This is a genomic window from Allobosea sp. P1_A7, assembly GCF_056406775.1.
In genome coordinates this window covers 1-24,797 of record NZ_JBFTZN010000067.1, presented here as the reverse complement: position 1 = coordinate 24,797, position 24,797 = coordinate 1, and the positions used below count along the sequence as shown (strand labels likewise).

Here is a 24,797-nt window from a genome sequence, read left to right as displayed (position 1 = left end):
ATCAAAAATAACTAAATAAGGAAAGAGATCACCGACGTAATCGAGCGCGCTCATGCTCGATCATCTGCTTCACCGCCGCCATCGCCTGATCTAATTTCTCAGGATCGCGCGAGCGCACCACGACATTCGTATCAGGACCAGTCTCGGACCAGAAGGGATAGGAGCCGATCGCGACCTGCGGATGAGCCTGAGCGATCTCGCCGAGAGCCGTGCCGATATCGCCTTCACGCAGTCCGGCCCGCACCGTGTCGGACAGAATGCGCGTTCCTGTCTTGAGAGTGGGTCCGACCACGTCGAGCATCGCTTGCATGATCGCCGGCACGCCCGCCATGACGATGACATTGGCGATGATGAAGCCCGGAGCCTTCGAGACGGAGTTCGCGATCAACTCCCCGCCCTCGGGGATGCGCGCCATGCGCATGCGCGCTTCGTTGAGCTGGTCCGGCGGAAAGCGCTCTGACAGCATCGCAACCGCGCGCGGATCGACATTGATCGGCACGCCGAAAGCCGCAGCGACCGAGTCGGCCGTGATGTCGTCATGGGTCGGGCCGATGCCGCCCGTGGTAAAGACATATGTATAGCGAGAGCGCAATGCATTGACCGCAGAGACGATCTCGTCAAGGGAATCGGGCACGACACGAACCTGGCGCAACTCGATGCCGATATTGGTCAGATACTCGGCGATGTAGCCGATATTCTTGTCCTTCGTCCGCCCCGACAGAATCTCGTCGCCGATCACCAGGATTGCGGCCGTGACGGGTGGACGATTCAGCGGTGCGTCGGTCATGGCCGGCTCCTCCAGGTGCCGGACGGCAAGACATGCCGCCAGCTCGTGACGATGATGCTGATCCGCCGCCCGCTCATGCCGCGCCGGGTTAGGAGCGCTGCGACATGAGCTTTCCTGATCACGCTTTAGAGCTAGGACCTTGGCGCAAACGGCTCAAGCGGCAGAAACGCCGTGTATGGCCTGCCCGCTATGCATGAGGCGCTGAACAGCAGCGAAAACGTCAGCCGCGCTTGCGTTCGAAGATGAGGTTGATGCGTGTCTGAGCTGTGAGCACATAACCGCTCGCGGTCAGGAGGGCGATGAGATCGCTCTGCCAACGGTTGCGCGAATCCTCGATGATGATCAGCTCGGGCCAGAGCGCTTCGGGCGCATCGCGCAGGAAGGGCTCGAGGATCAGGTCCTCAGCCCCCTCGACATCGAGCTTGACTGCGTCGAGGCGGTCATAGCCCTCGTTCTCCATCAGGGCGAGCAGTGTCGTCGCCGGCACCCGAACCGTGCTGCCGGCACTGGAGCGCAGGATGCGGACGCTCGACTCGCCACGGTTGTTCGGGTCGAGAAACAGCGTCAACTCGCCCGGCTTATCGGCCAGCGCGCACGCAATGGCCTTGACCGAGCCAAACGGATTTTGCGCAATGTTGAACGTCAGGCGCGAAAAGATCTCGGGCTGCGGCTCGACGGCCAGGATACGCGCTCCCGGGCCAGCTGCCGCCGCAACGCAAAGCGAATAGGCGCCGATATTCGAGCCGATATCGATGAAGCGGAAACCTTCACGCTGGCGCGCCCGCCCCGTCAGCAGTTCCCGCTCGTAAGGATCAAAATATTGCGGCGTGAACAATACGCGCTTCTCGCAGACATTGCCGTCTGGATGGAGGCGCATCTGCACGCCAAGCGCTTCGATATCGACGGGCTGGCCCGCAAGCGAACTCAGCCCGATGCGGCGCAGCGCATAGGCGAATTTGCGACCGAGGTAGCTGTCCGGAGCCCCGCGTGTCCAGTTGATGATCTGGGCCACGAGGCCCTGAGGTGCGAAAGCGCCGAAGGGACGGGCTTCCGTCGATTGGATATCGTTCATTGCCATTGGAGCGCCTGATACACGTCAAAGCCGTCGCGCGCCAGCAACTTGATCGATCGAGGGGTACCAGGCCCTCCGCCATGGTGCAGCGGGCCCCCACGGATCAGGCAGACCGCTTCAACGTCGAGCCAGAAAACAGCAAGCCGCAACGCGAGGTCTGGGCTATAGAGAGGCCTGTTGTCCGGGGTGCTGGGGTGCTCGGGAGAATGATCATGGTAAGCTGGCGACCCGATCCTTCCTTTTACCCCTCGCCGCGGCTGGCGGCCAAGGCTCCCGCCGAGCGGCTGGCCTACGTGGCCTCCTTCGATCCGGAGCGCAGGAAACCCGACGCGATCGCCGTCGTCGACGTCGATCCCGCGTCGTTGAGCTATGCGCAGATCGTCGGTCAGGTCGAGATGCCGAATACCGGCGATGAGCTGCATCATTTCGGCTGGAATGCTTGCTCGTCCTGTCTGTGCCCGAATGCGCCGCACCCCCATATGGAGCGACGCTACCTCGTCGTTCCCGGCCTGCGCTCATCGCGGCTGCATATCATCGACACCAGACCCGATCCGAGGAAACCGACGATCGCGCGGGTCATCGAGCCGGAGGAGATCGCCGAGAAGGCCAGGTATTCGCGGCTGCACACCATTCATTGCGGGCCGGAGGGCATTTACGTGAATGCACTTGGCAATGCCGAAGGCAAGGAACCCGGCGGCATCTTCCTCCTCGACCCCGTCAGCTTCGACGTACTGGGGCAATGGGAGATGGATCGTGGCTCCCAGAAGCTCGCCTATGATTTCTGGTGGCATCTCGGCCACGACACCATGGTGACCAGCGAATGGGGCACGCCCGATACGTTCGAGAATGGACTGATTCCGGAAGTTCTGCTCAGCAGCCAATACGGGCGGCGGCTGCATTTCTGGGACCTGCACACGCGCAAGCATCAACAGGAGATCGATTTCGGCGAGGAGCATCAACTCGTCTTTGAACTGCGCCCAGCCCATGACCCGAGGAAGGCCTATGGCTTCGTCGGCTGCGTCATCAGCTTGAAGGATCTCTCCGCCTCGATCTGGACCTGGTATCGCGAGGGTACGAAATGGGCGGTCAGGAAAGTCATCGAGATCCCTGCCGAGCCGGCTGATCCTGATCTCCTGCCACCGGTCCTGAAGGGGTTCAAAGCGGTTGCGCCCCTCGTCACCGACATCGACCTCTCGATGGACGATCGCTACCTCTACGTGTCCTGCTGGGGCACCGGTGACATGATTCAGTACGATGTGTCGGATCCGTTCAAGCCTGTGGAAACCGGCCGGGTCCGCATCGGCGGCATCGTTTCCCGCGCCTCCCACCCCGGAGCGAAGAACGGGCATCTCAACGGCGGCCCGCAAATGGTCGAGATCAGCCGCGACGGCAAGCGGGTTTATTTCACGAACTCGCTCTACGGGGCCATCGATCCGCAATTCTATCCCAATGGAATCGACGGTTGGATGGTAAAGCTCGATGTCGGGGAGAAGGGCGGCATCCGCTTCGACGACAAGTTCTTCGTCGACTGGCCCAAGGGGCACCGGCCTCACCAGGTCAGGCTGGAGGGCGGCGACTGCTCGTCCGATTCCTATTGCTATCCCTGACGCCCCTGCTCCCGGCATGATCGCTCGAACGGGAGGCTGAGATGTCGCCTTGGCTCATGCTCGCCGGGCTCGGTGCCTTCCATGGGCTGAACCCGGCCATGGGCTGGCTCTTTGCGGTTGCGCTCGGTCTGCATCGCGAGAGCCGTCGCGTTGTGTGGTTGTCCCTCCTTCCGATCGCGCTGGGGCATGCGGCCTCGGTCGCCGCGGTGGTCGCGGCGGTAGTTGCCCTCGGGACCATCATTGACCACGAAGCGCTGCAAAGGCTCGCGGGCCTTCTGCTTCTGGGGTGGGCGGCCTCCCACGCCGTCTTCGGCCACCGGCATCGCGTCCGGGTCGGCATGCAGACGGGGCTTGCCGGACTCGGCGCCTGGTCATTCCTGATGGCGACCAGCCACGGGGCCGGCCTGATGCTTGTACCGGCCATCATCCCGCTCTGCCTTGCTGCGACGCCGGCGCGGGAATTGACTGCCGCGGGTTCGCTGCCGGTCTCGCTGGCCGCCATCGCCCTGCACATGGCTGCAATGCTGGCTGTGACAGCAACGATTGCGGCGATCGTCTATGAATGGCTGGGGCTGGCGTTCCTGCGGCGGGGCTGGATCAATCTCGACACACTCTGGATCATCGTTCTGGCGGCGACAGGCCTTAACATGGTCCGCTAAGCACCGCCAAAACAGCGCTTGCACCCTCCAGTTCGAGCTGGCACGGGCGCAATCATCTTGCGCAGCCGGCCAAACGCAATAGATATGATGGGCAAGGAGCTTCTTGCCCATCATGACATTCGACGAAAATCTGGGACGGGCGCGGATGCGCGAACCGGCCATCAAACTTCATGGTCCCGAAGCCTTCGCGGCCATGCGCAGGGCCGGCCGCCTGACGGCAGAAGGCCTCGACATGCTCGGCGAGCACGTCCGGCCGGGCGTCACCACGCAACGCCTCGACGAGCTTGCCTTCCAGTTCGCCATGGACAATGGCGCCTACCCGGCGACCCTGTTCTATCGCGGCTATACAAAATCGATCTGCACCTCGATCAACCATGTGGTCTGTCACGGCATCCCGGACGACAAACCGCTGCGCGAAGGCGACATCCTCAATATCGACTACACGCTGATCGTCGATGGCTGGTATGGCGATTCCAGCCGGATGTATGGGGTCGGCGACATTCCCCGCAAGGCCGAGCGGCTGGTCGAAATCACCTATGAAAGCCTGCTCCGCGGAATCAAGGCCGTGCGCGCCGGCGCGACGACCGGCGATATCGGTTTCGCCATCCAGCGCTATGCCGAAGCCGAGCGTTGCTCGGTGGTGCGCGATTTCTGCGGCCACGGCCTGGGCCAGGTCTTTCACGATGCACCCAACATCCTGCATTACGGCAGTCCCGGCGAAGGCGTCTTGCTCAAGCCCGGGATGCTTTTCACCATCGAGCCGATGATCAACCTCGGCAAGGCGGGCGTGAAGGTGCTTTCCGACGGCTGGACGGCGGTCACCCGCGACCGCTCGCTTTCGGCCCAGTTCGAGCACACGGTCGGTGTCACAGAGACCGGCTGCGAGATCTTCACGCTGTCGCCGGCAGGCCGCGACAATCCGCTCGCGGCACGATGAAGCAAGAGGGCGGTCAGCGCGGATCACAAGTCCCGTTGCCGGAAGAACCCACGGCCGTTGCCGTGCCGCACTACCACGGTCATCGCCAAAGGCTTCGCGATCGCTTCCAGGAGTCGGGCGCCGACACCCTGCCCGATTACGAGTTGCTCGAGCTTCTGTTGTTCCGCTCCATCCCGCAGCGCGACGTGAAGCCGCTCGCCAAGGACCTGATCCGGCGCTTCGGCTCATTCGCCGAGGTGCTTGGCGCGCCGGCCGCGCGATTGACTGAGGTCAAGGGCGTCGGCTCCGGCGTTGCGCAGGATCTCAAGATCGTCGCGGCCGCCCTGCAGCGCATGGCGAGGGGAGCGGTGGCGAAACGCCCGGTGCTGTCATCCTGGTCGGCGGTTCTCGACTATTGCCGAATGGCGATGGCCTTTGCCGAACGCGAGCAGTTCCGCATCCTCTTCCTCGACAAGAAGAACGCGCTGATCGCCGACGAGGTCCAGCAGACCGGAACGGTCGACCACACTCCCGTCTACCCCCGCGAGGTGATGCGCCGCGCCCTGGAACTCTCAGCAAGTGCGATCATCCTTGTCCATAACCATCCGTCAGGCGACCCGACCCCCTCGGGCGCCGACGTGAAGATGACGCGCGAACTCGTCGATATCGCAAAGCCCCTCGGCATCGTGATCCACGACCACGTCATCGTCGGCCGCGACGGCCATGCGAGCTTCCGGGGGCTCGGGCTGATCTAAGGCATCGGCCCGAAAAGTGGATTGTGGTTTTCGGGAAAGCCGATGCAATCACAGAAGGTTAGGTCATCGGATTGGATACGATATCCGATCCGATGATCAAGGCGGCGCGAAGCCTCGCGCCGCCTTGATCCTGCTCAGTCTCTGTCTCAGGTCTGGCGGAACTGAGCACCGAACTCCTTCATGCGGCCGACATAGTAATCAGGAGCCAGGATCGATTCCGGCAGATAGAGGCCGGGCTGCGGAGCGGCGCCGCCTGCGAGTCCCAGCATCCTTTCGACGGCGAGCGCGACGCCAAGTGCAGTCAGGGGCGCCTGGCCATCGGGATGGACGATCTCGTGGCGCATCGTGCTGCGCTCGCCATTCCTCAGCACGCCGTCGATCGCGATCGTGATTTCGGTCGAGAAGGGCTCGCCACGGCGGCGGCTGGCGGATTCGGAGAAGGCAAGGTCGAGCCGCACCGATCTGGCATCGGTCACCGCGGCGAGGCTGACGATATCGAGTGGAGAATAGGCGGTTGCGTCGAGCTCGACACCATCGACGCTACGATAGCGCGCCTTGGCATCCTCACCATTGACCCAGCTGAACTTGCCGCCCGTCAGCGTCAGCGCGGCCGGTGCCGCTCCCGTGATGCGGTTGTAGTCCGTCAAGGCCGCCGGGCCACCCATATCCTGCTCGTCGAGCAGTGCGCCGATCGCAATGGAATCGATCGTGCGGAAATCCTTGGCAATGACCAGGGCCGGAAACACCGCAGCACCGGCCAGCCACTGGCTTGCGAGAAGCACCGGGGCCTTCGTTGCCGCGTGAATGAACTGCGCGACCTCCGGACCGATCTCGAAGGTGCCGCTCGATACGCTGATATAGGGGATACCGTGATCCTGCGCGTAGCGCATCGAGTTCAGGCCATCGTCCTTCACGAAGACGACTATGGCGCTGTACTGCGCTCCCTCCGGCTGGCCGAGGTCCCGGCGGTCAAGATCGACCCGCGTCGCAATCGCGCCCCCGACCTTCTGAGCAACCACCTGCGCCTTGGCGAGATCGCGCCCGCCGATGGCGATCGGAAGGTCGAATTGCAAGCGGCGCAGCGCTGCGGCCGCCTGGCCGCCGACGACGCCCGATCCACCAATGATCAGGACGGGGCGTTGGGGGGTGGACATGGACAAATCTCCTGGAGCGCCAAGCCGCGATCGGTCTATTGATCGCCTACTAAAAGTAAGTTACCTTTAGTAGGATTGCATAGAAGCATTGTCAACTGCGCTGCAAGGGGAGAAGCGGAGACGCCGATGTCGACGGGATCTGCGAAGAAGCTGCCCAGGGTGGAGCGCCGCGAGCAGTTGCTCGATTGCGCCATGACGATGGTGGGCGAAGACGGCGCAGACGCGCTGACGCTCGGGCGCGTCGCCGAACGGGTCGGCGTCAGCAAGCCGGTGGCCTATGATCATTTCGGCTCGCGCGAGGCATTGATGATCGCGCTCTATTGCCGGATCGACGAACAACAGGGCGGAGCACTGGCGGAGGCCCTCGACCAACTGGAGCCGCGCCTCGACAAGGTCGCACGCGCGGTCGCCGAATCCTATCTCTCCTGCGCAACGTCGATCGGCCCGGAATGGCACTCGCTTTCAGCCGCCCTCAAGGGCACGGAAGCGATGGAGGCCGTCCAGCGGGAGCTCGTCGACGGCTATATCTCGCTCTATCGCGAGGCACTGGCTCCCTATGCCGGCCAGCTCCCCGCAGAGGACCTGCACCTACGCTGTGTCGCGATCCTAGGAGCTGCCGAATCCGTGTCAGGCGAGGTGCTGCGCGGCGAGGCCAATGAGGCAAGAGCGACCGAATTGCTGGCCGCGCTGATCGTCCGGCTGATCGGTAAGTCGAGCAGCGCATCTTCAGGCGAGGACGCATCGTAAACCGCACCATCCCGCACCAGGCCCAATGCGCCCAGGCCCGCCTGCACCTCGGCCACGTTGCAATCGGCCCGAATGCTGCCCAAGGATTGGGCAGGGCTCGATTTATCCGTGATCAAGCGCCCCCTTTCCGAACCGTCACGAATGCGCATAGGCTGGTCAAAATGGGGAAAGACGCCTGACATGGTCGCCTTCGACGAAATGACCGGTATCGGTGCCGAATTGCGGCCCGCCTACGCAGCGCTTGATCGTTGGTTGAAGGAAGCCCCACCCGAAATGCTGGCTCTGCGACGCAGCCAGGCTGAACTCTTCTTCCGGCGCATCGGCATTACCTTTGCCGTCTATGGCGACGAAGAATCCACCGAACGGCTGATCCCGTTCGACATCATCCCGCGCGTCCTGACCAAGCCGGAATGGGCCAAGCTCGAGAAAGGCCTGCGCCAGCGCGTCACCGCTCTGAACATGTTCCTCGCCGACGTCTACGGGCCGAAGGAATGCCTGAAGGCCGGGATCATTCCGCCGGACCTGGTCTACCGCAACGCCTGCTACCAGTTGGAGATGGTCGACTTCCAGGTGCCGCACGGCATTTACTGCCATATCGCCGGCATCGACATCGTGCGCGTCGACGCCGACACATTCTATGTGCTCGAAGACAATGCCCGCACCCCCTCCGGGGTCTCCTACATGATGGAGAATCGCGAGGTGATGCTCCGGCTCTTCCCGGAGCTCTTCGCGATGCACCGCGTCGCACCGGTCGACAACTATCCCGACCAGTTGCTCGCGACCCTGCGCTCGGTCGCGCCGCGCCGCGCCTCGTCAGATCCGACGATCTGCCTGCTCACGCCCGGACAGTATAATTCGGCCTTCTACGAGCACTCCTTCCTCGCCGACAAGCTCGGCGTCGAGTTGGTCGAGGGCTCGGACCTGCTGGTCAAGGACGATGTCGTCTATATGCGCACGACGCAGGGGCCGAAGCGCGTCGATGTGATCTACCGCCGCATCGACGACGACTTCATCGACCCGCTGGTCTTCCGCGGGGATTCGGTGCTTGGCGTGCCGGGCATCATCGGCGCCTACAAGGCGGGAAATGTTACGCTCGCCAATGCGGTCGGCACCGGCGTCGCCGACGACAAGGCGGTCTACAGCTACATGCCGGAGATCGTGAAGTTCTTCACCGGCGAGGAGCCGATCCTGAAGAACGTCCCGACCTTCCGCTGCCGCGAGCCGGAGGCCAATGCTTATGTGCTCGACAATCTCGACAAGCTCGTCGTCAAGGAGGTCAACGGCTCCGGCGGCTATGGCATGCTTGTCGGCCCCCATGCCAACAAGGCCCAGATCGAAACATTCCGCAAGAAGCTGAAGGCCCAGCCGGAAGGCTTCATCGCCCAGCCGACGCTGGCGCTCTCCACCTGCCCGACCTTCGTCGCCTCCGGCGTCGCACCGCGGCATGTCGACCTGCGGCCCTATGTGCTCTCCGGCGCCAACGGCATTTCCTGCGTGCCCGGCGGCCTCACCCGCGTTGCGCTGAAGGAAGGCTCGCTCGTGGTCAATTCCAGCCAGGGCGGCGGAACAAAGGACACCTGGGTGCTCGATGCATGATGGCAACAGCGCATTTCCGCATTCCCGCTTCCAGGACGCAGCCCCGCGCATTGCGAAAAGGCCGGATCTGACCATGCTCTCCCGCACCGCCGACAGCCTCTACTGGGTCTCCCGCTACGTCGAGCGCGCCGAATATCTCGCCCGCATCCTCGATGCGACGATGCGGCTCACCAACCTGCCCTCGTCCTATGGTGGCGCCGGGACCGAATGGCACAGTGCGGTCGCGACCGCCGGTTGCGAAGAGACCTTCGCCAAGGCCTATGGCGAGGCGAATGAGCGCAATGTCTGCGATTTCCTCACCTTCAACCCGGATAACCTGTCCTCGATTCGCAATTGCTTCGCGCTGGCCCGCTCGAATGCTCGTGCGGTACGCACCGCGCTCACCTCGGAAATGTGGGACGCGCTGAACAGCGCCTGGCTGGAACTGCAACGGTTCGAGAAGAAGCGCATGGACCGCGAGGAGTTCGCCCGGTTCCTCGACTGGGTGAAGAACGTCTCACTGGTCTTCGACGGCTCGGCCTACCGGACCATGCTGCGCGACGACAGCTACTGGTTCTCGCGGCTCGGCGTCTATATCGAGCGCGCCGACAACACCGCCCGCATCCTCGACGTGAAATACCATGTGCTGCTGCCCGAGAGCGAACAGGTCGGCGGCTCGCTCGACTATTTCCAATGGACCACGGTGCTGCGCGAGGTCTCGGCACTGACTGCCTATCACTGGGTTTATCGCGAGGCCGTGAAGCCGCAGCTGATCGCCGATCTGCTGATCCTCAACCGCCGGATGCCGCGCTCGCTCGCCGCCTGCTACGAGAACATCTCACGCTTCCTCGACGCTCTCGGCGATGCCTATGGCCGGCACGGCCCGGCTCAGCGCCAGGCTCGCAAGACGCTGGCAAGCCTTTCGAACGCGCGCATCGACTCCGTCTTCCAGCACGGGCTGCACGAATTCATCGAGGACTTCATCAGCGAGAACGGCCGCCTCGGCCTCACGATCTCGGAGCAGTATCTGCAATAAAGAACGCGGCGGGCTCGCCTGCCCGCCCGCAGAACACTAGATATGGACCGGAAACCAACGCGCCCGTCGAGACAGCGATCGCCCATGCGGATCAGGATTTCCCACTCGATTACCTATGCCTATGACGAGCCCGTACGCCAGCTGACGCAGATTCTGCGGCTGACCCCGCGCGATCATGACGGCCAGCATGTGATGTCCTGGCGCATCGAGCCGACCGTCGACGGAAATCTGCGCGCGGGCCAGGATGCGCATGGCAACATCGTCCATACCTTCTCGGCCGATGGCCCGATCTCCGATCTCGCGATTCATGTCGGCGGCGTCATCGAGACTCTGGATCTGGCCGGTGTCATTCGCGGAACGATCGAGCGCGTGCCGCCCGAAGTGTTCCGGCGCGATACCTTGCTGACGACGCCCGACGACGCCTTGCGCGACTTCGCCGTGGCGGCAACGCGCGCCGACTCGACACCGCTCGCCAAGATGCACGCGTTGACAGAAGCGCTGCACGACTTGCTTGCCTGCGACCGTTCCGGCCAGCGTACCGGCGTAGGGGCTGCAGCCGCCTTCGCGGCCCGCGGCGGCATCCCGCAGGATCTCACGCATGTCTTCATGACCTGCGCGCGCCAGCTCGGAGTCCCGGCCCGCTACGTCTCCGGCTATGTCGCGCAATCCGATGCCCTGCCCGAGGCGGAAGGGGCGCATGCCTGGGCCGAGGCCTATCTCGAAGATTATGGCTGGATCGGATTCGATTGCGCCAACGGCTTGTGCCCGATCGACACTCATGTCCGCATCGCAGCCGGCCTCGATTTCGCCGATGCGGCGCCTGTCCGCGGTGCACGCAAGGGCGGCAGCGGCGAAAACCTCGCCGTGCTGGTCAGCGCCCGCGCTGCAAACGCGCAGCTCGCCAATCAATAGGCAAAGCGATTGCGACCGCCACAGCAGCTAGGGCGGCCCGATCAGGATTTCCCGGCGCGCATGAACGCGCCTGGACCGGCAAGCTGAAGGAACCGACCCCGTGACCTATTGTGCCGGACTTCTCGTGCAGGACGGGCTCGTGATGATCGCCGACACCCGCACCAATGCTGGGCTCGACGACATCTCGACCTTCCGTAAGCTGCATGTCTTTTCCTGGCCGGGCGAACGCAGCTTCGCGCTGGCGACGGCAGGCAATCTCTCCGTCACCCAATCGGTGGTGAGCCTGCTCCATGAAGGACTTCTCAATCCCGAGACCGGAGAACTCGATACGCTCCAGAGCGTTGGCTCGATGTTTAGGGCAGCGCAGCTCGTCGGCCGTGCCGTCCGCGCCGTCAGGGAGATGGACGGCCCGGCCCTGGCGGAGGCCGGGCTGAAATTCGATATCTCTCTCCTCTTTGGAGGTCAGATCATGGGCCAGCCCATGCGGCTCTTCATGGTCTACGGCGCGGGAAACTTCATCGAATGTGGCATGGACGCGCCCTTCCTCCAGATCGGCGAGCACAAATACGGCAAGCCGATTCTGGACCGCGCCGTGACCTTCAAGACCCATCTCTACGACGCGCTGAAGGTTGGTCTGATCTCGATGGATTCGACGATGCGTTCGAATCTCGGAGTTGGCCTGCCGATTGACCTCATCGTGATGCGGCGAGATGGCGAAGAGCCCGAGCTCAATCGGCGTATCGAGGCGGGGGAACCCTATTTCCACGACCTGCGCGAGCGTTGGTCCGCGGCACTGCGCGCGGCGCATCAGGCGATCCCGCGACCTCCTTACGGACCATCCGGAGGTTGAAATTTGATGTCTGCCTGCCCGTTAGCAACCGGATATCAAGAATCGGCTGCAAAGGTGCAGGTTCCGACGGTTCTGAGACCCTTGATGCATTCGCCCTTTGTCGCGAAGACGACCAACGCGGACTCCTCGGCGCGGATGCTCACCAGCACCGTGACGACGCTCGCCTGTGCCTTTTTGCTGGTCATGGCTGCAGCGATCACCGTCGTCCTGACGATTGCGCATAACGCGAATACCGTCGAAGCAACCCGTCAGCGCGACCGGATCGAGGCCGCGATGGAGAACCAGCTTCGGCTGCGGCGCCTGCGGCTGGAAAGCCTGGCGTCTACCGGCACGCTTCAGGCGGCCTTCCACCCGGCCATTCCCGCGGCAACACTGAGGTGGGCCTTCACGAAGCTAAGCCAGCGCTTTGAGGAATTTGACGGCGTCTATCTCGTCACCAGGAGCGGCCGCGTCCTGGCAGGCGTCGAGAACAACGTCGAAGCCTATCAGGCGGGCTACGAGGGCCTGCGTCTCTTTGACCCCACACTCCCGAGCCCGTCACAAAAGCCAGCGAACGACAATGCAGCCACCCGCGCAGGGTTCATGCCAGGCTTTCGTTCGAGCCTGATCTATGATGGCCACGAAGTCCTGGCCATTTTGACCGCCGATCTCGAGCAGCTTCTCAATCTCCACCTTCTGAAGGCGGACGCGCCGGTCAACCTTATCGGCTATCGGCGCGTGACGAGCACGATCTTCGACGAGATGGCCACGCGCTATCGCATCAACGGCCTGCGCATCACCCGGACGATGCCAGCCAATCCCTTGGTGCGCCGCGACCTCGCCGCCCCCGACGGCGTCACCAGGGCCTGGTTGACCTGGACACCGGAGCGCCCCGGGGATGCCATGATCCGGCAGTTCATCTGGGCGCTGGCGGCAGCCGGGCTGATCTTTGCCGGTATCCTGCTCTATGCGATCCGCCGTCTGCGCGGAGCGGCCAATGAAATCCGGCTGCGCGAAGTGCAGATCCAGCGCCTTGCCGCACAGGACGAACTGTCGCTGCTGCCCAACCGTCGGACCTTCGATCTCAGACTCGACCAGGAGCTGGCTCAGATCACCCRGACCAAGACCGGGCTGTCCGTACTCCTGCTTGATCTCGTTCGCTTCAAATCCGTCAATGATACCTATGGCCACAAGGCGGGCGACGAATTGATCCGGCAGGTCGCCGAACGACTCGCAGGCGTCATGCGGACGGGCGATACCGTCGCCCGCATTGGCGGCGACGAGTTCGGCATCATCCAGACCAACCTGCACGATGCCAGTGGCAGCGCTGCACTGGGAGAGCGGATTCTAGAAGCGCTGACGCGCCCCTTCAACCTGATGGGCATCGACACCGTGATCGGCTGCTCGATCGGCATCGCGCTCGCTCCCCAGGATGGGCACGACCGCGAGACGCTGCTCAGACTGGCCGATACGGCGCTCTACCAATCCAAGAACGAGGGCCGGAACCGCTACTCCTTCTTCGAGCCGCGCATGAACCGTGCGCTCCAGATGAAGCGCGTGGTCGAGGAAGACCTGCGCAAGGCGATAGCAAGGGACGAGCTGCAGTTGCACTTCCAGCCGCAGGTCTCCGTCGACGGGACCGTCATCACCGGTGTCGAGGCCCTCGTGCGGTGGCCACATCCGCTCCATGGCATGGTTYCCCCCTCGGAGTTCGTCGCCATCGCTGAGGAGCGCGGGCTGATCGTGCCGCTGAGCGAATGGGTGCTGCGCCGCGCCTGCCTCGAGGCAAAGCACTGGCCGGAGTTGCGGCTTGCCGTGAATGTCTCGCCGGTGCAGTTCCGACACAAGGATTTCGTCCAGAATACCATCCGGATCATCGAGGAAACCGGGTTCGATCCGAGCCGTCTCGAGCTGGAGCTGACTGAAGGCGTCGTCGTCGAGGACGCCGACGCCGCCGAGGCCGCGCTGATGGATCTGCGCGCCTATGGTGTCGGCCTCGCGCTCGACGATTTCGGGATCGGCTATTCCAGCCTGATCTACTTGCGGCGCTTCGCCTTCGACAAGATCAAGATCGACCGGTCCTTCCTGGAATATATGGAGACGACTGGCGAATCCGCGATCCTTGTCCACTCGATCGTGCATCTCGGCCGGGCTCTCGGCCTGCGGGTCTGCGCCGAGGGCGTCGAGACGCCCGAGCAGCACCGCTTTCTGCAGGCGATCGGTTGCCACGAACTGCAGGGCTTCCTGTTCTCCAAGGCAGTTCCGCCTGAGGAGATCGAGCGGCTGCGCGCCCTCGACATGCCATTCGCAGCCAGTCTCGTTGCGGCCTGACCGCGCCGATCGTCAGATCAGTTCGGAGATTCCGCTGACGATCGCGTAGGCAAATCCGGCGCTCAGGACAAGGCCGCCAATACCGACCAGCGTCCCCGCGATGATGAACAGTCCGTCGCGCTCGACCAGCCCCAGCCCCACCAGGCACACGGCAAGACCGAGCGGGATCTGTCCGATGAACGGTGCCGACACCACGAGGCCAAGCGCGAGGATCAAGATCAGCAGGCCAAGGATCGGGATCGCGACGGTCCCTCCCAGCATCGTCAGGCGCGGCCGCGAAATCCGTTCCAGCCGGACCAACGGAGGCAACGCGCGCGACACGGCCTTCGCCAGTTCCGGTTTGCCGATGGTCTTGTCGAGCAGCCCCTCGGGCAACCACGGCATGGCGCGCCCGGCCAGCATCTGCGCCGCCACGAAGGCAAGCACGAGCCCGCAGACCAGGGGAATGGGCGGCGGCATAGGCAGGCAGTTCGGCAGCCCGAGCAGGACCACGAGCAGTGCGTAGGTCCGATCCTTCAGAGCGGCGACGATGGTTCCGACGGGAATACGCTCACCGGGTAAGGTCGCGAGAGCCGTCAGCAGTCCGGATGTGCGCAAGGGCGATGACAAGCGTGATGGTCTGCCATTGGGGAGCTGCGACCTAGCACGCTCGCCCTTTGCCCAACAAGCGCCCATGGCGCAGACGCTCAATGCAGCGTCAGCACGCCGTTCACGTTTACGATCTCAGCCGGCCTGAGCAGACGCGAATGCGCAACGACCACTGAATGCAGCGGTCCATCGAGCTYACGACGCCAGAAGTCGAGGAAATCGCGGAGCACCGGAAAGCGCGGCGCCACATCATAATGCTGCCAGATGAAGGTCTGCAGCACGCTGGGATGATCCGGCATGCGGTATAGGATCGTCGCCGTGGTCAGCCCGTAGCCCTTGAGTTGCTTTATGAAGTCCTCTGATACCATCGCCCCCTCCCTCGTCGCGATGCGATGAAAGTGTAGCCGATTTCTTGAGGCTGCGCCTGCCTGGTTAACAAAAGCTTGCAAAACCAATGCCAAAGCGACCGCACATCGCGTGCATCCGCGACCATCGTTGGTCGCCGCGGCGCGAGCGGGCGCCCCCCGCATGGCTGCGCGCATCCAAGTTACAGCGTACAGCCCGGGGGCAATGTCAGGTCTACCAGGGCTCTATCCCGTCAGTGCCTTCAGGGCCTCAGGCGTATCGACATCGATCGCAATCGCTGGATCGTCGAGCGGCACCTCCACGACCGACTCTCCGGCGGCGTCCAGCAGGCGGCGAGCCCCCTGGTCGCCCGAGAGGCGCTCCACCGCCGGGAAAAGCGCACGCGACAACAGTGCCGGGTTGCCGCGCTGACCGAACAGGGTTGGCACCACGGCGAGAGCGTCGGGCCGGTCGGCGAAGGCCTCGGCCAGCCGATTGATCACCTGCGGGGTCACGTTCGGCATATCGCCGAGCGAGACCACCGCACCCGGGACATCGTCCGGCAAGGCCCTGAGGCCGGCGCGGACCGAGCTGGATAGGCCGGCCGCGAAATCGGGGTTGTCCACGAATGCGACATCGAGCCCCGCGAGCGCCGCCCTGACCTCGGCCGCCTGATGCCCGGTGACCACCAATACGGGCGCAGCGCTGGAGGCGAGCTGCGCCTTCACGGCATGACGAACGAGAGGCTCGCCACGTACCGTCTGCAGCAGCTTGTTGCGCTCCCCCATCCGGGTCGAGCGCCCGGCCGCAAGCACAAGCCCGGCAACGGGTGCCACAGCCTGATGGCCAGGTGCACGCGGCTGCGGCCGCGTGACGATCTCCATCAGCAGGCCGCCGACCCCCATCTTCTGAATGTCCGCACGGGTCACGGGAACACCGGCTAGCGCGCGCTGCAGCACCCAGTCGAACCCATTCTCCTTGGGCGAACGGGCGCAGCCCGGCGCGCCGATCACCAGCTTGCCGTCAAGTTCGCCGAGCAGCAGCAGGTTGCCGGGGTCGACCGGCATGCCGAGATGTTCGATGCGGCCGCCTGCCTCTTGCAGAGCCAGCGGGATCACGTCGCGGCGATCGGTGATCGCCGAGGCACCGAAGACGACGACGATATCGGCTGGTCCCGCCACCGCCCTGCGGATGGATTCCGCGAGCGGTCCCGATTGATGCGGCACACGCTCGTCCGATTCGACCCTTGCACCTGCCGGAGCAAGACGCTCCGCCATTACCCGCAGCGTCTTGTCGACCACCGAAGGCTTGAGACCGGGCAGCAATGTCGAAACCACGGCCACCGATTTGAGGTGGTATTCGGTGACCGCGATCGGGCGGATCGCTCCGATCCGCCCGATCGCGTCGTCGACGCGCTGACTCGGGACGCCATAGGGAATGATCTTCACGGTGGCGACCATTTCGCCCGCAACGACCGCCCTGAGGGCTGGCAGCGTCGCGACGGTGATGGCCTCGTCGATCGTGTTGAAGGCGTCGAGCGCCGGCACGTCGAGCATCAGAACACCCGCAGTCGCGGCAAAGAGATTGACCCTGCCGGTAAAGGGAGCCTCGGTCACCACCCCGCGCCCGGCGAGCGCCCTTGCAAGACGTTCGGCAGCCACATTTTCGTCGACGTCGCCGGCTTCGAGCTGGACTGCGACCAGTTCGGTGACGCCAGCTCCCGCCAGGCGGCGCGCATCATCCTCCGTGATCGTCGCCCCCTTGCGGACGATGACCTCGCCTGCCCGCACCGAATGCGCCGCAACGGAGCCGACGGCATCGGCGATAGCGACCGGGCCGAATTTCATGAGAGTGCCCTGCGCGGGCCACGCAGTGTCATCACGATCTCACCGAGAATGGCGAGCGCGATCTCGGACGGAGAGACCGCGCCGATGTCCAGGCCGATCGGCGCATGGATGCGTGCCAGCGTCGCCTCATCGAAGCCTGCCGCCGTCAGGCGCTCGATGCGCCTGCCATGCGTCTTCCGGCTGCCCAGCGCCCCGATATAGAAGCACTCCGAGCGCAAGGCCGCCTCCAGCCCGGGATCGTCGATTTTCGGATCGTGGGTCAGGGCAACGAAGGCGGTATAGCTATCGAGGCCGAGCTGCTTGATCGCTTCATCCGGCCACTCCGGCAGCAGCGTCACGTCGGGAAAGCGCTCAGGCGTCGCAAAGGCAGTCCGCGGATCGATGATGGTGACATCGAGATCCAGCAACTTCGCCATCGGCGCCATCGCCTGCGAGATATGCACCGCACCGGTGACCACGACGCGCGGTGGAGGGACCTGCACAGTCAGGAAGTAACGTGTCCCTTCCGTCTCGACCGCAGCACTCTTACCGGTGCGCAATTGTTTGCCGAGCAGGTCCGCCAGCGGATCGGTCGCGAGATCAGCCTCCCCTACCAGCCTTTGAGCGCCGCTGCCGATATCAGTGACCAGCACTGCGGCACGGCGGGCGGCGCGCTCGACATTGAGCGCGGAGAGCAGCGAAAGATCCATGCCTCAGCCCCTGTCAGTCGCAAGCTTGACGCCAAGGCCGATCATCAGAGAACCACCGAGCCAGCGGCCGAAGGCAAATCCGGCCTTGGTCTTCTTCATCGTCTTGACGACCGCCGATGCTCCCAGCACCGTCACGAAATCGGCCGAGGAAAAGGCGAAATTCACGATCGTGCCGAGGATCAGGAACTGCGCCCAGACCGGCAGGGACGCCGCGGGGTCAACGAACTGCGGCAACAACGCGATGAAGAACAGCGCCACCTTGGGGTTCAGCACCTCGACGATGAAGGAATCGAGCAACGCCCGTTTCACGGTCTTGGGCGGGGAGACATCGACATCCGTTCCGCCGAGCCTGGAGCGGATCATGCCGATGCCGAGCCAGACCAGATAGAGCGCGCCGGCGAGCTTCACCGCGACATAGAGTTCCGGCACATGCTTGAACACGGCCGAGAGGCCGAAGGCAGCTGCGATGACATGCAGGTAGCAGCCGAGATGGATGCCCAGCATCGCCATGAAGCCAGCGCGGCGGCCATGAGTAATCGTCTGCGCCGCCGTGTAAAGCAGAGCCGGGCCGGGGAAATAAGCGACAGCGATCGTCAACACCGCAAAGGCGGCAAGTGTTTCCCAGGAAGCCATCAGTGCACCTTCTCGACATAGACCCGAATGCGACCGCCGCAAGAGAGACCGACCTTCCAGGCAGTCTCGTCCGCGACGCCGAATTCAAGCGTGCGCGCCTGTCCATCGGCAATGACGTCGGCAGCCTCTTCCACCACGGCGCCCTCGACGCAGCCTCCGGAGACCGAGCCGAGGAAATATCGATCCCTGTTCGGCCCGCGGCGCCGGAGCGCAGTTTAGACGCACTGCATCATACGCGCGAGCGGGCCGCCAGCCCCGCCTACTTAAGCATAGTCGCCGCAGGTTTCGAGCATGTGGCGGGCATCCGGATGGCGAAAACACGTGCCCCTCCTCGACCTACGGTAACGATCCCTCTATCCAGCGCGCAGGGAGGCACGGCGGCCCATGGACGGCATCATTCTACTGCACGGCATTGCGCGGCGCTCCGGATCGCTCTCGGGGCTCGAACGCATTCTGAAGGCCGATGGCTACGGGACCGCGAACCTCGACTATCCCGCGCGCAGCAGCGGGCTCGACGGCCGGCTGCATTTCGTCACTCATTCGATGGGAGGGCTAGTGGCGCGCTCCTATATCACCCGCCACCGCCCAGAGCGGCTCGGCCATGTCGTGATGCTGGCGCCCCCCCCACGAGGGCAGCGAGATCGCCGACCTGCTGAAGGGAAACCCGCTCTATCGCGCGTTCTTCGGTCCGGCCGGCGCGGAGCTGGTTACGGCAAGGCCGGAGCAGTTGCTCCGCATCCTCGGCCCAGTCGACTATCCGCTCGGCGTGATCGCTGGCGACCGCTCGTTCTATCCACTCTCGTCCCTGCTATTGCCGCGGCCAAATGACGGCCGGGTCTCGGTTGTGCGCACCCGCGCCACCGGGATGAGCGATCACATCACGCTGCACGCGACACATCCACTGATCATGCGCAACCGCGAGGCGATCGAGCAGACGCGGCACTTCCTGCAGCATGGCCGCTTCAGCAGACCCGCCTAGCCCGCCTTCTTCAACCACAGGCGTGGATCACTTCTCCGGTCTGCGTCCGGCGAGAGCACGGCGCAGAGATCGGCCATCGCCGCGAGGTTGTGTATCGGCCTGAACGAATCGACATGCGGCAGCATCGCCCGGATGCCGCTGGCCCGCGCCTGAAATGCATCGAAGCGCAGCAGCGGATTGAGCCAGACGAGCTGGCGGCAGGAGCGGTGCAGCCGGTCCATCTCGAAGGCGAGCTCGCCATCGAGATGTCGCTCCAGCCCGTCGGTGAAAAGCAGAACGATCGCCCCCCCCGAAAGCACGCGCCGCGACCAGACGCGATTGAAGCTGTGCAGGGCATCGGCAATGCGGGTGCCACCTTCCCAGTCCGGCGCTGCCCTGCCGGCAAGGGCCAGCGCCTCGTCAGGGTCCCGCGCCCTCAGGCTCCGCGTGACATTGGTCAAGCGCGTGCCGAAGACGAAGGAATGCACCCGGCGGCGCTTCTCCGTGATCGCGTGCAGGAAATGCAGAAAGATGCGCGAATACTCTGCCATCGAGCCCGAGATATCGACGAGCGCGACCACCGGGGGATGGATCTCGGCGCGCTCGCGAAATGCGAGGTCGATCGAGCCGCCTCCCCCCCTGAGCGAACGCCGGAAGGTGCGGCGTGGGTCGATGCGCGCGCCGACATGCGATGCCTGGAAACGCCGCGTCGGCACGGTATCCCGCGGCAGGCGCAGCTCGGACATCAGCTGCTTGGCCTTGGCGATCTCCGCCGCACTCATCTGGGCGARGTCGCGTGACTTCAGCATTTCGCGATCGGAGACGGTCAGGCGCGCCGAAAGCTCGGTCAGTTCGACCGGGGGTTCGTCACGCTCGTCTCGCGGCGGAGCAAATGCTTCAGCGACCCGCAACGCACCCGCTTCCGCCTTCTCCGGCTGACTATCCGCCCCCGGAGAGACGGGGGACATTTGCGCCATGATCTTCTCGATCAGATTGCGCCGCCGCCAGAACAGACGAAAGGCCTGGTCGTAGATCACGCTGTCCTCGTGCCGCTTCACGAAGATCGCATGCAGCGCCCAGTAAACGTCGTCGCGTGCACCGAGCGCACCATCCGCCAGCGCCTCGACGGCCTCGACCACCGCCCCCGCACCAACGGGCACACCGGCGATGCGCAGCGCCCGCGCGAAATAGACGATGTTCTCAGGCAGCTTGCCGGTCACGAGGTTCTCACCGTCATGGTAGACGCGGATCGCCGGCCAGGGCTTGCCGCGCGATCACGCTGCGGTCTCGGTCATGAAGACCTTCTGCGCAATGACCCATTTGCCGTCGACTTTTACGAAGGAGAGCAGATCCGTGAAATAGCGCGGCGGCATCTGGCATTTTAGCTTCACCAGAGCCAGGGCCGGGCCCACGAGATCGATGGTCAGGATATGGTCGCTGCGCTCCATCCCAGCAGCCTTCGGAGACTGGCGATTGCGCACGGCCTCGAACCACTCGGCGCGCGGCACGATCTTCAGTTCGCCGTGGAGCGATTGGGTCAGTGCGCTTGTTGGATGAAAGATCTGGCTCAGCTTGCCGACATCGCCCTCATAGAGCCCGTCGAGATAAGTCCAGGTAGCGGCTTCGATCGCCTTGATGTCGTCGTTCATCGCTTGCTCCATCATGCGCGGGCCGGTCCCGCGCATCCACCTGCTGCGACGCGAATGAGAGGAAAGACCTGGGTCGGTACACAAGGCCTGTCCTCACGGCAGGCGCGCCTATCCCCGCACGTCGGCCTTCACCTGGTCCAGCAGTTCCTTCACCTTCGAGCCCTGCATCGCCTGGATGTCGTCCTGGTACTTGAGCAGCGCCCCCAGCGTGTCCGAGACGATCGCGGGGTCAAGCGCGACTGCGTCGAGTTCGACCAGCGCACTTGCCCAATCGAGTGTCTCGGCGACGCCCGGCGCCTTGAACAGCTCCTCCTTGCGGATCGCCTGCACGAAGGCGACGACCTGCTTTGCCAGCTTGGCCGGGGCCTCCGGTGCGCGCGCTTTCAGGATGGCAAGCTCGCGAGCCGTGTCGGGGTAGCCGACCCAGTGGTAGAGGCAACGGCGCTTCAACGCGTCGTGGATCTCGCGTGTACGGTTCGAGGTCAGGATCACGATCGGCGGCTCCGCCGCCTTGATCGTGCCAAGCTCGGGAATCGTCACCTGCGCGTCGGCCAGCACCTCGAGCAAGAAGGCCTCGAAGGCCTCGTCGGTGCGGTCGAGTTCGTCGATCAGCAGGATTGGCGCCCCGCCCTCCTGCGGCTCCAGCGCCTGCAAGAGCGGGCGCTTGACCAGATAGCGCTCCGAGAAGATGTCGGATTCGAGTCGGGCACGATCCCCCGCAGCGCCACCCGCCTCCGCGAGACGGATCGCCATCATCTGGCCCGCATAGTTCCACTCATAGACTGCGGAGGCGAGATCGAGCCCCTCATAGCATTGCAGCCGGATCAGGCGCCGCCCGAGCGCGGCCGCCAGCACCTTGGCAATCTCGGTCTTCCCCGTGCCGGCCTCGCCCTCCAGCAGCAGCGGTCGCTTCATGCGCAGAGCCAGATAGAGCACAGTCGCCAGCGCCCGATCGGCGACATAGCCCTGCGATTGCAGGAGAGAAAGCGTGGCGTCGATGGAACCGGGAGTTTTCAAGGGCTTCTCGCGACAAAAGAACAGAGCCAGTCAGGCGGCAGCTATGGCCTCGATCTCGAGAAGCCAAGCCTCGTCGAAGATCCCAGCGATGACGACGGAGAGCGCAACCTTCCGGTCGCCGAGGATCTCCTTGCGCGACTGCCGGCTCTCCGCGGCAAAGCGGCGATCGGAGAGAAAGGTCGTGACCTTGACGAGGTTGTCGAGCGTCATGCCGGCAGCGTGCAACTGGGCCTCGATATTGCGCCAGACCAACCGCGATTGCTCGGCAAAGCTCTCCGGCACCGTTCCATCGCGCGTGCTCGGAATCTGCCCGCTGATGTAGAGCTGTCGGCTCGCGCCGGAAACCAGCAGGGCCTGGGCATAGCCGCCGGCTGCTTCGGGCGCTTCGGGCGCCGTGATGACCATCTTGTCCATGTTCCGCTCGCAACCAGCCAATCAGCAAAAATCCTCCCCTGTGTGGGGGAGGATTCCGTCGCAGGTCAATCGGCTTCGGCTATTTGCCCGTCGCCCTGGCAACTGCTTCCCGTGCCATCACGCCAATCAGATGGGCCCGATACTCGGCATCGGCATGCATGTCGGCATTGATGCCCTTGGCCGTGTGCTTGATGCCATCGAGAGATTTCGCAGCGAACCGGGCCTTCAGGGCGGCCTCGGCCTCCGGCCAGCGGAAGACCCCGCCTTCACCGGCTCCCGTCACCGCGACACTGACCTCCGAGCCCCGCTTGGCCACGAAGACGCCGACCAGTGCATAGCGGGAAGCCGGGTTGCGGAACTTGGCGTAGCCTGCCTTCGACACCAGCGGGAAGGAGATCCTGACAACGATCTCGCCCTCCTCCAGCGCCGTCTCGTAGAGGCCGGTGAAGAACTCTCCGGCCGTGAGCTTGCGCTTGTTGGTGACAATGGTGGCGCCGAGCGCCATGAGCGCCGCCGGATAATCCGCCGCCGGGTCGTTATTGGCGACAGAGCCGCCAATCGTGCCGCGATGGCGCACATGCGGGTCGCCAATATGCGAGGCGAGATAGGCCAGCGCTGGGATCGCCTCCCGGACGACAGCCGAGTCCGCCACTTCGGCATGGGTCGTCATCGCACCGATGACGACATTGCGCCMCTTGCGCTCGATGCCCCTGAGATCGGCGCAACCGCCGAGATCGACGAGGTGTGTCGGCGACGCGAGGCGCTGCTTCATGGTCGGCAGCAGGGTGTGCCCGCCGGCCAGCAGCTTGGCATCCTCCTTCTTGGCGAGGAGACCAGCGGCCTGGCGGGCCGTGGCCGGGCGATGATAGGTGAAAGCGTACATCGTGTTGTCCTTTCAGATCACTCGGCGGCCATTCGCTTGATGCTCTTCTGCGCTGCGCGCCAGACCACCTGCGGCGTTGCCGGCATGGTGACCTCCTCATGGCCGAGCGCATCGGTGATGGCGTTGATCACGGCCGGCGGCGAGGCAATCGCGCCCGCCTCGCCGCAGCCCTTGATGCCCAGCGGGTTGGACGGGCACGGCGTCACCGTCATGCCGACATCGAAGGACGGCAGATCGTCCGCACGCGGCATGCAGTAATCCATGAAGCTCGCAGTCACGAGCTGGCCGTCCTGATTGTAGCGCGCCCCTTCGAGCAGCGCCTGGCCGACGCCCTGGGCAATGCCGCCATGGACCTGGCCCTCGACGATCATCGGGTTGATCACGATGCCGAAATCGTCGACGGCCGCCCAGCGTTCGATTCTGGTGATGCCGGTCTCGGGATCGATCTCGACCTCGCAGATATGGACACCGGCCGGGAAGGTGAAGTTCGTCGGATCGTAGAACGCACCTTCCTTCAGCCCCGGCTCGAGATCCTGCCCGTTGAACTTGTGGGCGACATAGGCCTGCAGCGCACAGGAGCCGAAATCGAGCGTCTTGTCCGTGCCCTTCACGCGGAAGTTGCCATCCTTGAAATCGATATCGGCCTCGTCCGCCTCGAGCACATAGGCCGCGACCTTCTTGCCCTTGGCGATGACCTTGTCGACAGCCTTGGCGATCGCGGACATGCCGACCGCGCCCGAACGGGAGCCATAGGTACCCATGCCCATCTGCACCTTGTCGGTGTCGCCATGGATGATCGAGACATTCTCGATCGGGATGCCGAGCCGGTCGCTGACGAGCTGGGCAAAGGTCGTCTCATGGCCCTGGCCGTGGCTGTGCGAGCCGGTCAGCACCTCGACGGTCCCAACGGGGTTGACCCGCACCTCCGCCGATTCCCACAGGCCGACGCCAGCCCCCAGCGAGCCGACCGCAGCCGACGGTGCGATACCGCAGGGCTCGATATAGGAGGAGAAGCCGATGCCACGCAGCTTGCCGTTGCGGGCCGAGTCGCGCTTGCGCTTGGCGAGCCCCTTGTAGTCGATGATCTCCAGCGCCTTCTTCATCGAGGCAGCATAGTTGCCGGTGTCATACATCATGATCACCGGCGTCTGATGCGGGAACTTCTTGATGTAGTTCTGCATCCGGAACTTGGCCGGATCCTTGCCGAGTTCGCGCGCCGCAATCTCGACCAGGCGCTCGACCACGAAGGTCGCCTCCGGCCGGCCGGCGCCTCGATAGGCATCGACCGGAGCCGTATTGGTGTAGACCGCATCGACCTCGCAATAGATCGCCGGGATATCGTACTGGCCCGACAGCAACGGGGCGTAGAGATGACAGCAACGGGGCGTAGAGAT

At 64.2% G+C, this 24,797-nt stretch carries 25 protein-coding genes and 1 pseudogene; 11 read left to right on the top strand and 15 right to left on the bottom strand.

Annotation, left to right across the window (positions count from 1 at the left end):
• Nucleotides 1-28: 28 nt before the first annotated feature.
• Together AC1D34_RS14070 and AC1D34_RS14065 are read right to left on the bottom strand one after the other, a co-directional pair.
• Complete coding sequence (locus AC1D34_RS14070; RefSeq protein WP_441491425.1) at nt 29-787, bottom strand: competence/damage-inducible protein A; 759 nt, start codon at nt 785-787, stop codon at nt 29-31.
• A gap of 220 nt (nt 788-1,007) precedes the next feature.
• Entirely contained in the window at nt 1,008-1,865 is an 858-nt protein-coding gene (locus AC1D34_RS14065; protein WP_441491426.1) for an FkbM family methyltransferase, read from the bottom strand.
• 206 nt (nt 1,866-2,071) lie between these two features.
• Here AC1D34_RS14065 and AC1D34_RS14060 point away from each other — a divergent pair, with 206 nt between their 5' ends.
• The 4 genes from AC1D34_RS14060 (at nt 2,072) to radC (ending at nt 5,796) form a co-directional block, all read left to right on the top strand.
• Nucleotides 2,072-3,466: a selenium-binding family protein gene (locus AC1D34_RS14060; RefSeq protein ID WP_441491427.1), complete on the top strand. Its 1,395-nt coding sequence runs from the start codon at nt 2,072-2,074 to the stop codon at nt 3,464-3,466.
• Between the two features lie 41 nt (nt 3,467-3,507).
• Nucleotides 3,508-4,125, top strand: a complete 618-nt coding sequence (locus AC1D34_RS14055) for a hypothetical protein (protein WP_441491428.1) — start codon at nt 3,508-3,510, stop codon at nt 4,123-4,125.
• Nucleotides 4,126-4,237: 112 nt separating this feature from the next.
• On the top strand, nt 4,238-5,062 hold the full coding sequence (map, locus tag AC1D34_RS14050; protein WP_476824538.1) for a type I methionyl aminopeptidase: 825 nt from the start codon (nt 4,238-4,240) through the stop codon (nt 5,060-5,062).
• A complete protein-coding gene (gene radC / locus AC1D34_RS14045; protein ID WP_441491429.1) occupies nt 5,059-5,796 on the top strand; it encodes a RadC family protein in 738 nt (245 codons plus the stop codon). The genes map and radC overlap by 4 nt, the downstream gene beginning before the upstream one ends.
• A 146-nt stretch (nt 5,797-5,942) precedes the next feature.
• On the opposite strand, the gene AC1D34_RS14040 is transcribed toward radC, so the two are convergent.
• Nucleotides 5,943-6,950: an NAD(P)-dependent oxidoreductase gene (locus tag AC1D34_RS14040; protein WP_441491430.1), complete on the bottom strand. Its 1,008-nt coding sequence runs from the start codon at nt 6,948-6,950 to the stop codon at nt 5,943-5,945.
• A 126-nt stretch (nt 6,951-7,076) separates the two neighbouring features.
• Between AC1D34_RS14040 and AC1D34_RS14035 the strand changes: the two genes are divergently transcribed.
• The 6 genes from AC1D34_RS14035 (at nt 7,077) to AC1D34_RS14010 (ending at nt 14,380) form a co-directional block, all read left to right on the top strand.
• Complete coding sequence (locus AC1D34_RS14035; protein ID WP_476824537.1) at nt 7,077-7,697, top strand: TetR/AcrR family transcriptional regulator; 621 nt, start codon at nt 7,077-7,079, stop codon at nt 7,695-7,697.
• Nucleotides 7,698-7,877: 180 nt separating this feature from the next.
• Nucleotides 7,878-9,293, top strand: coding sequence for a circularly permuted type 2 ATP-grasp protein (locus AC1D34_RS14030; protein WP_441491432.1), 1,416 nt, complete (start codon nt 7,878-7,880; stop codon nt 9,291-9,293).
• 73 nt (nt 9,294-9,366) lie between these two features.
• Nucleotides 9,367-10,308, top strand: coding sequence for an alpha-E domain-containing protein (locus AC1D34_RS14025; RefSeq protein ID WP_069882628.1), 942 nt, complete (start codon nt 9,367-9,369; stop codon nt 10,306-10,308).
• Between the two features lie 84 nt (nt 10,309-10,392).
• On the top strand, nt 10,393-11,220 hold the full coding sequence (locus AC1D34_RS14020; protein WP_441491433.1) for a transglutaminase family protein: 828 nt from the start codon (nt 10,393-10,395) through the stop codon (nt 11,218-11,220).
• A gap of 100 nt (nt 11,221-11,320) precedes the next feature.
• On the top strand, nt 11,321-12,070 hold the full coding sequence (locus tag AC1D34_RS14015) for a proteasome-type protease (RefSeq protein ID WP_441491434.1): 750 nt from the start codon (nt 11,321-11,323) through the stop codon (nt 12,068-12,070).
• A gap of 84 nt (nt 12,071-12,154) precedes the next feature.
• Nucleotides 12,155-14,380, top strand: coding sequence for a putative bifunctional diguanylate cyclase/phosphodiesterase (locus AC1D34_RS14010; RefSeq protein WP_476824536.1), 2,226 nt, complete (start codon nt 12,155-12,157; stop codon nt 14,378-14,380).
• 12 nt (nt 14,381-14,392) lie between these two features.
• On the opposite strand, the gene AC1D34_RS14005 is transcribed toward AC1D34_RS14010, so the two are convergent.
• From AC1D34_RS14005 to AC1D34_RS13980, 6 genes and pseudogenes are all read right to left on the bottom strand, one after another.
• Entirely contained in the window at nt 14,393-14,989 is a 597-nt protein-coding gene (locus AC1D34_RS14005) for an exopolysaccharide biosynthesis protein (RefSeq protein ID WP_113514166.1), read from the bottom strand.
• Nucleotides 14,990-15,066: 77 nt separating this feature from the next.
• Nucleotides 15,067-15,336, bottom strand: coding sequence for an usg protein (locus AC1D34_RS14000; RefSeq protein WP_476824535.1), 270 nt, complete (start codon nt 15,334-15,336; stop codon nt 15,067-15,069).
• Nucleotides 15,337-15,558: 222 nt separating this feature from the next.
• Complete coding sequence (locus AC1D34_RS13995) at nt 15,559-17,160, bottom strand: NTP transferase domain-containing protein (protein WP_476824534.1); 1,602 nt, start codon at nt 17,158-17,160, stop codon at nt 15,559-15,561.
• On the bottom strand, nt 17,157-17,849 hold the full coding sequence (locus tag AC1D34_RS13990) for an XdhC family protein (protein ID WP_476824533.1): 693 nt from the start codon (nt 17,847-17,849) through the stop codon (nt 17,157-17,159). Before AC1D34_RS13990 ends, AC1D34_RS13995 begins: the two co-directional genes overlap by 4 nt.
• 3 nt (nt 17,850-17,852) lie before the next feature.
• Nucleotides 17,853-18,482 carry a LysE family translocator gene (locus AC1D34_RS13985; protein WP_113514160.1) on the bottom strand — a complete coding sequence of 210 codons (630 nt, stop codon included), beginning with the start codon at nt 18,480-18,482 and terminating at the stop codon, nt 17,853-17,855.
• Nucleotides 18,482-18,673, bottom strand: a pseudogene (locus AC1D34_RS13980) (XdhC family protein); the annotation flags it as partial. The pseudogene AC1D34_RS13980 and the gene AC1D34_RS13985, both read right to left, overlap by 1 nt.
• 536 nt (nt 18,674-19,209) lie before the next feature.
• Here AC1D34_RS13980 and AC1D34_RS13975 point away from each other — a divergent pair.
• Nucleotides 19,210-19,461, top strand: a complete 252-nt coding sequence (locus AC1D34_RS13975) for a hypothetical protein (RefSeq protein WP_476824532.1) — start codon at nt 19,210-19,212, stop codon at nt 19,459-19,461.
• Here AC1D34_RS13975 and AC1D34_RS13970 read toward each other — a convergent pair.
• The 6 genes from AC1D34_RS13970 to AC1D34_RS13945 form a co-directional block, all read right to left on the bottom strand.
• Nucleotides 19,458-20,660 carry a vWA domain-containing protein gene (locus tag AC1D34_RS13970; protein ID WP_476824531.1) on the bottom strand — a complete coding sequence of 401 codons (1,203 nt, stop codon included), beginning with the start codon at nt 20,658-20,660 and terminating at the stop codon, nt 19,458-19,460. The genes AC1D34_RS13975 and AC1D34_RS13970 overlap by 4 nt on opposite strands.
• 54 nt (nt 20,661-20,714) lie before the next feature.
• On the bottom strand, nt 20,715-21,089 hold the full coding sequence (locus AC1D34_RS13965) for a nuclear transport factor 2 family protein (protein WP_162768090.1): 375 nt from the start codon (nt 21,087-21,089) through the stop codon (nt 20,715-20,717).
• A gap of 108 nt (nt 21,090-21,197) precedes the next feature.
• Entirely contained in the window at nt 21,198-22,106 is a 909-nt protein-coding gene (locus AC1D34_RS13960; RefSeq protein WP_113514152.1) for an AAA family ATPase, read from the bottom strand.
• Between the two features lie 30 nt (nt 22,107-22,136).
• Nucleotides 22,137-22,520, bottom strand: a complete 384-nt coding sequence (locus AC1D34_RS13955; protein WP_441491442.1) for a RidA family protein — start codon at nt 22,518-22,520, stop codon at nt 22,137-22,139.
• A gap of 79 nt (nt 22,521-22,599) precedes the next feature.
• Complete coding sequence (locus AC1D34_RS13950; RefSeq protein ID WP_476824530.1) at nt 22,600-23,403, bottom strand: FAD binding domain-containing protein; 804 nt, start codon at nt 23,401-23,403, stop codon at nt 22,600-22,602.
• Nucleotides 23,404-23,420: 17 nt separating this feature from the next.
• Nucleotides 23,421-24,797: xanthine dehydrogenase family protein molybdopterin-binding subunit (locus AC1D34_RS13945; protein ID WP_476824529.1), on the bottom strand; the 1,377-nt coding region annotated here is incomplete at its 5' end.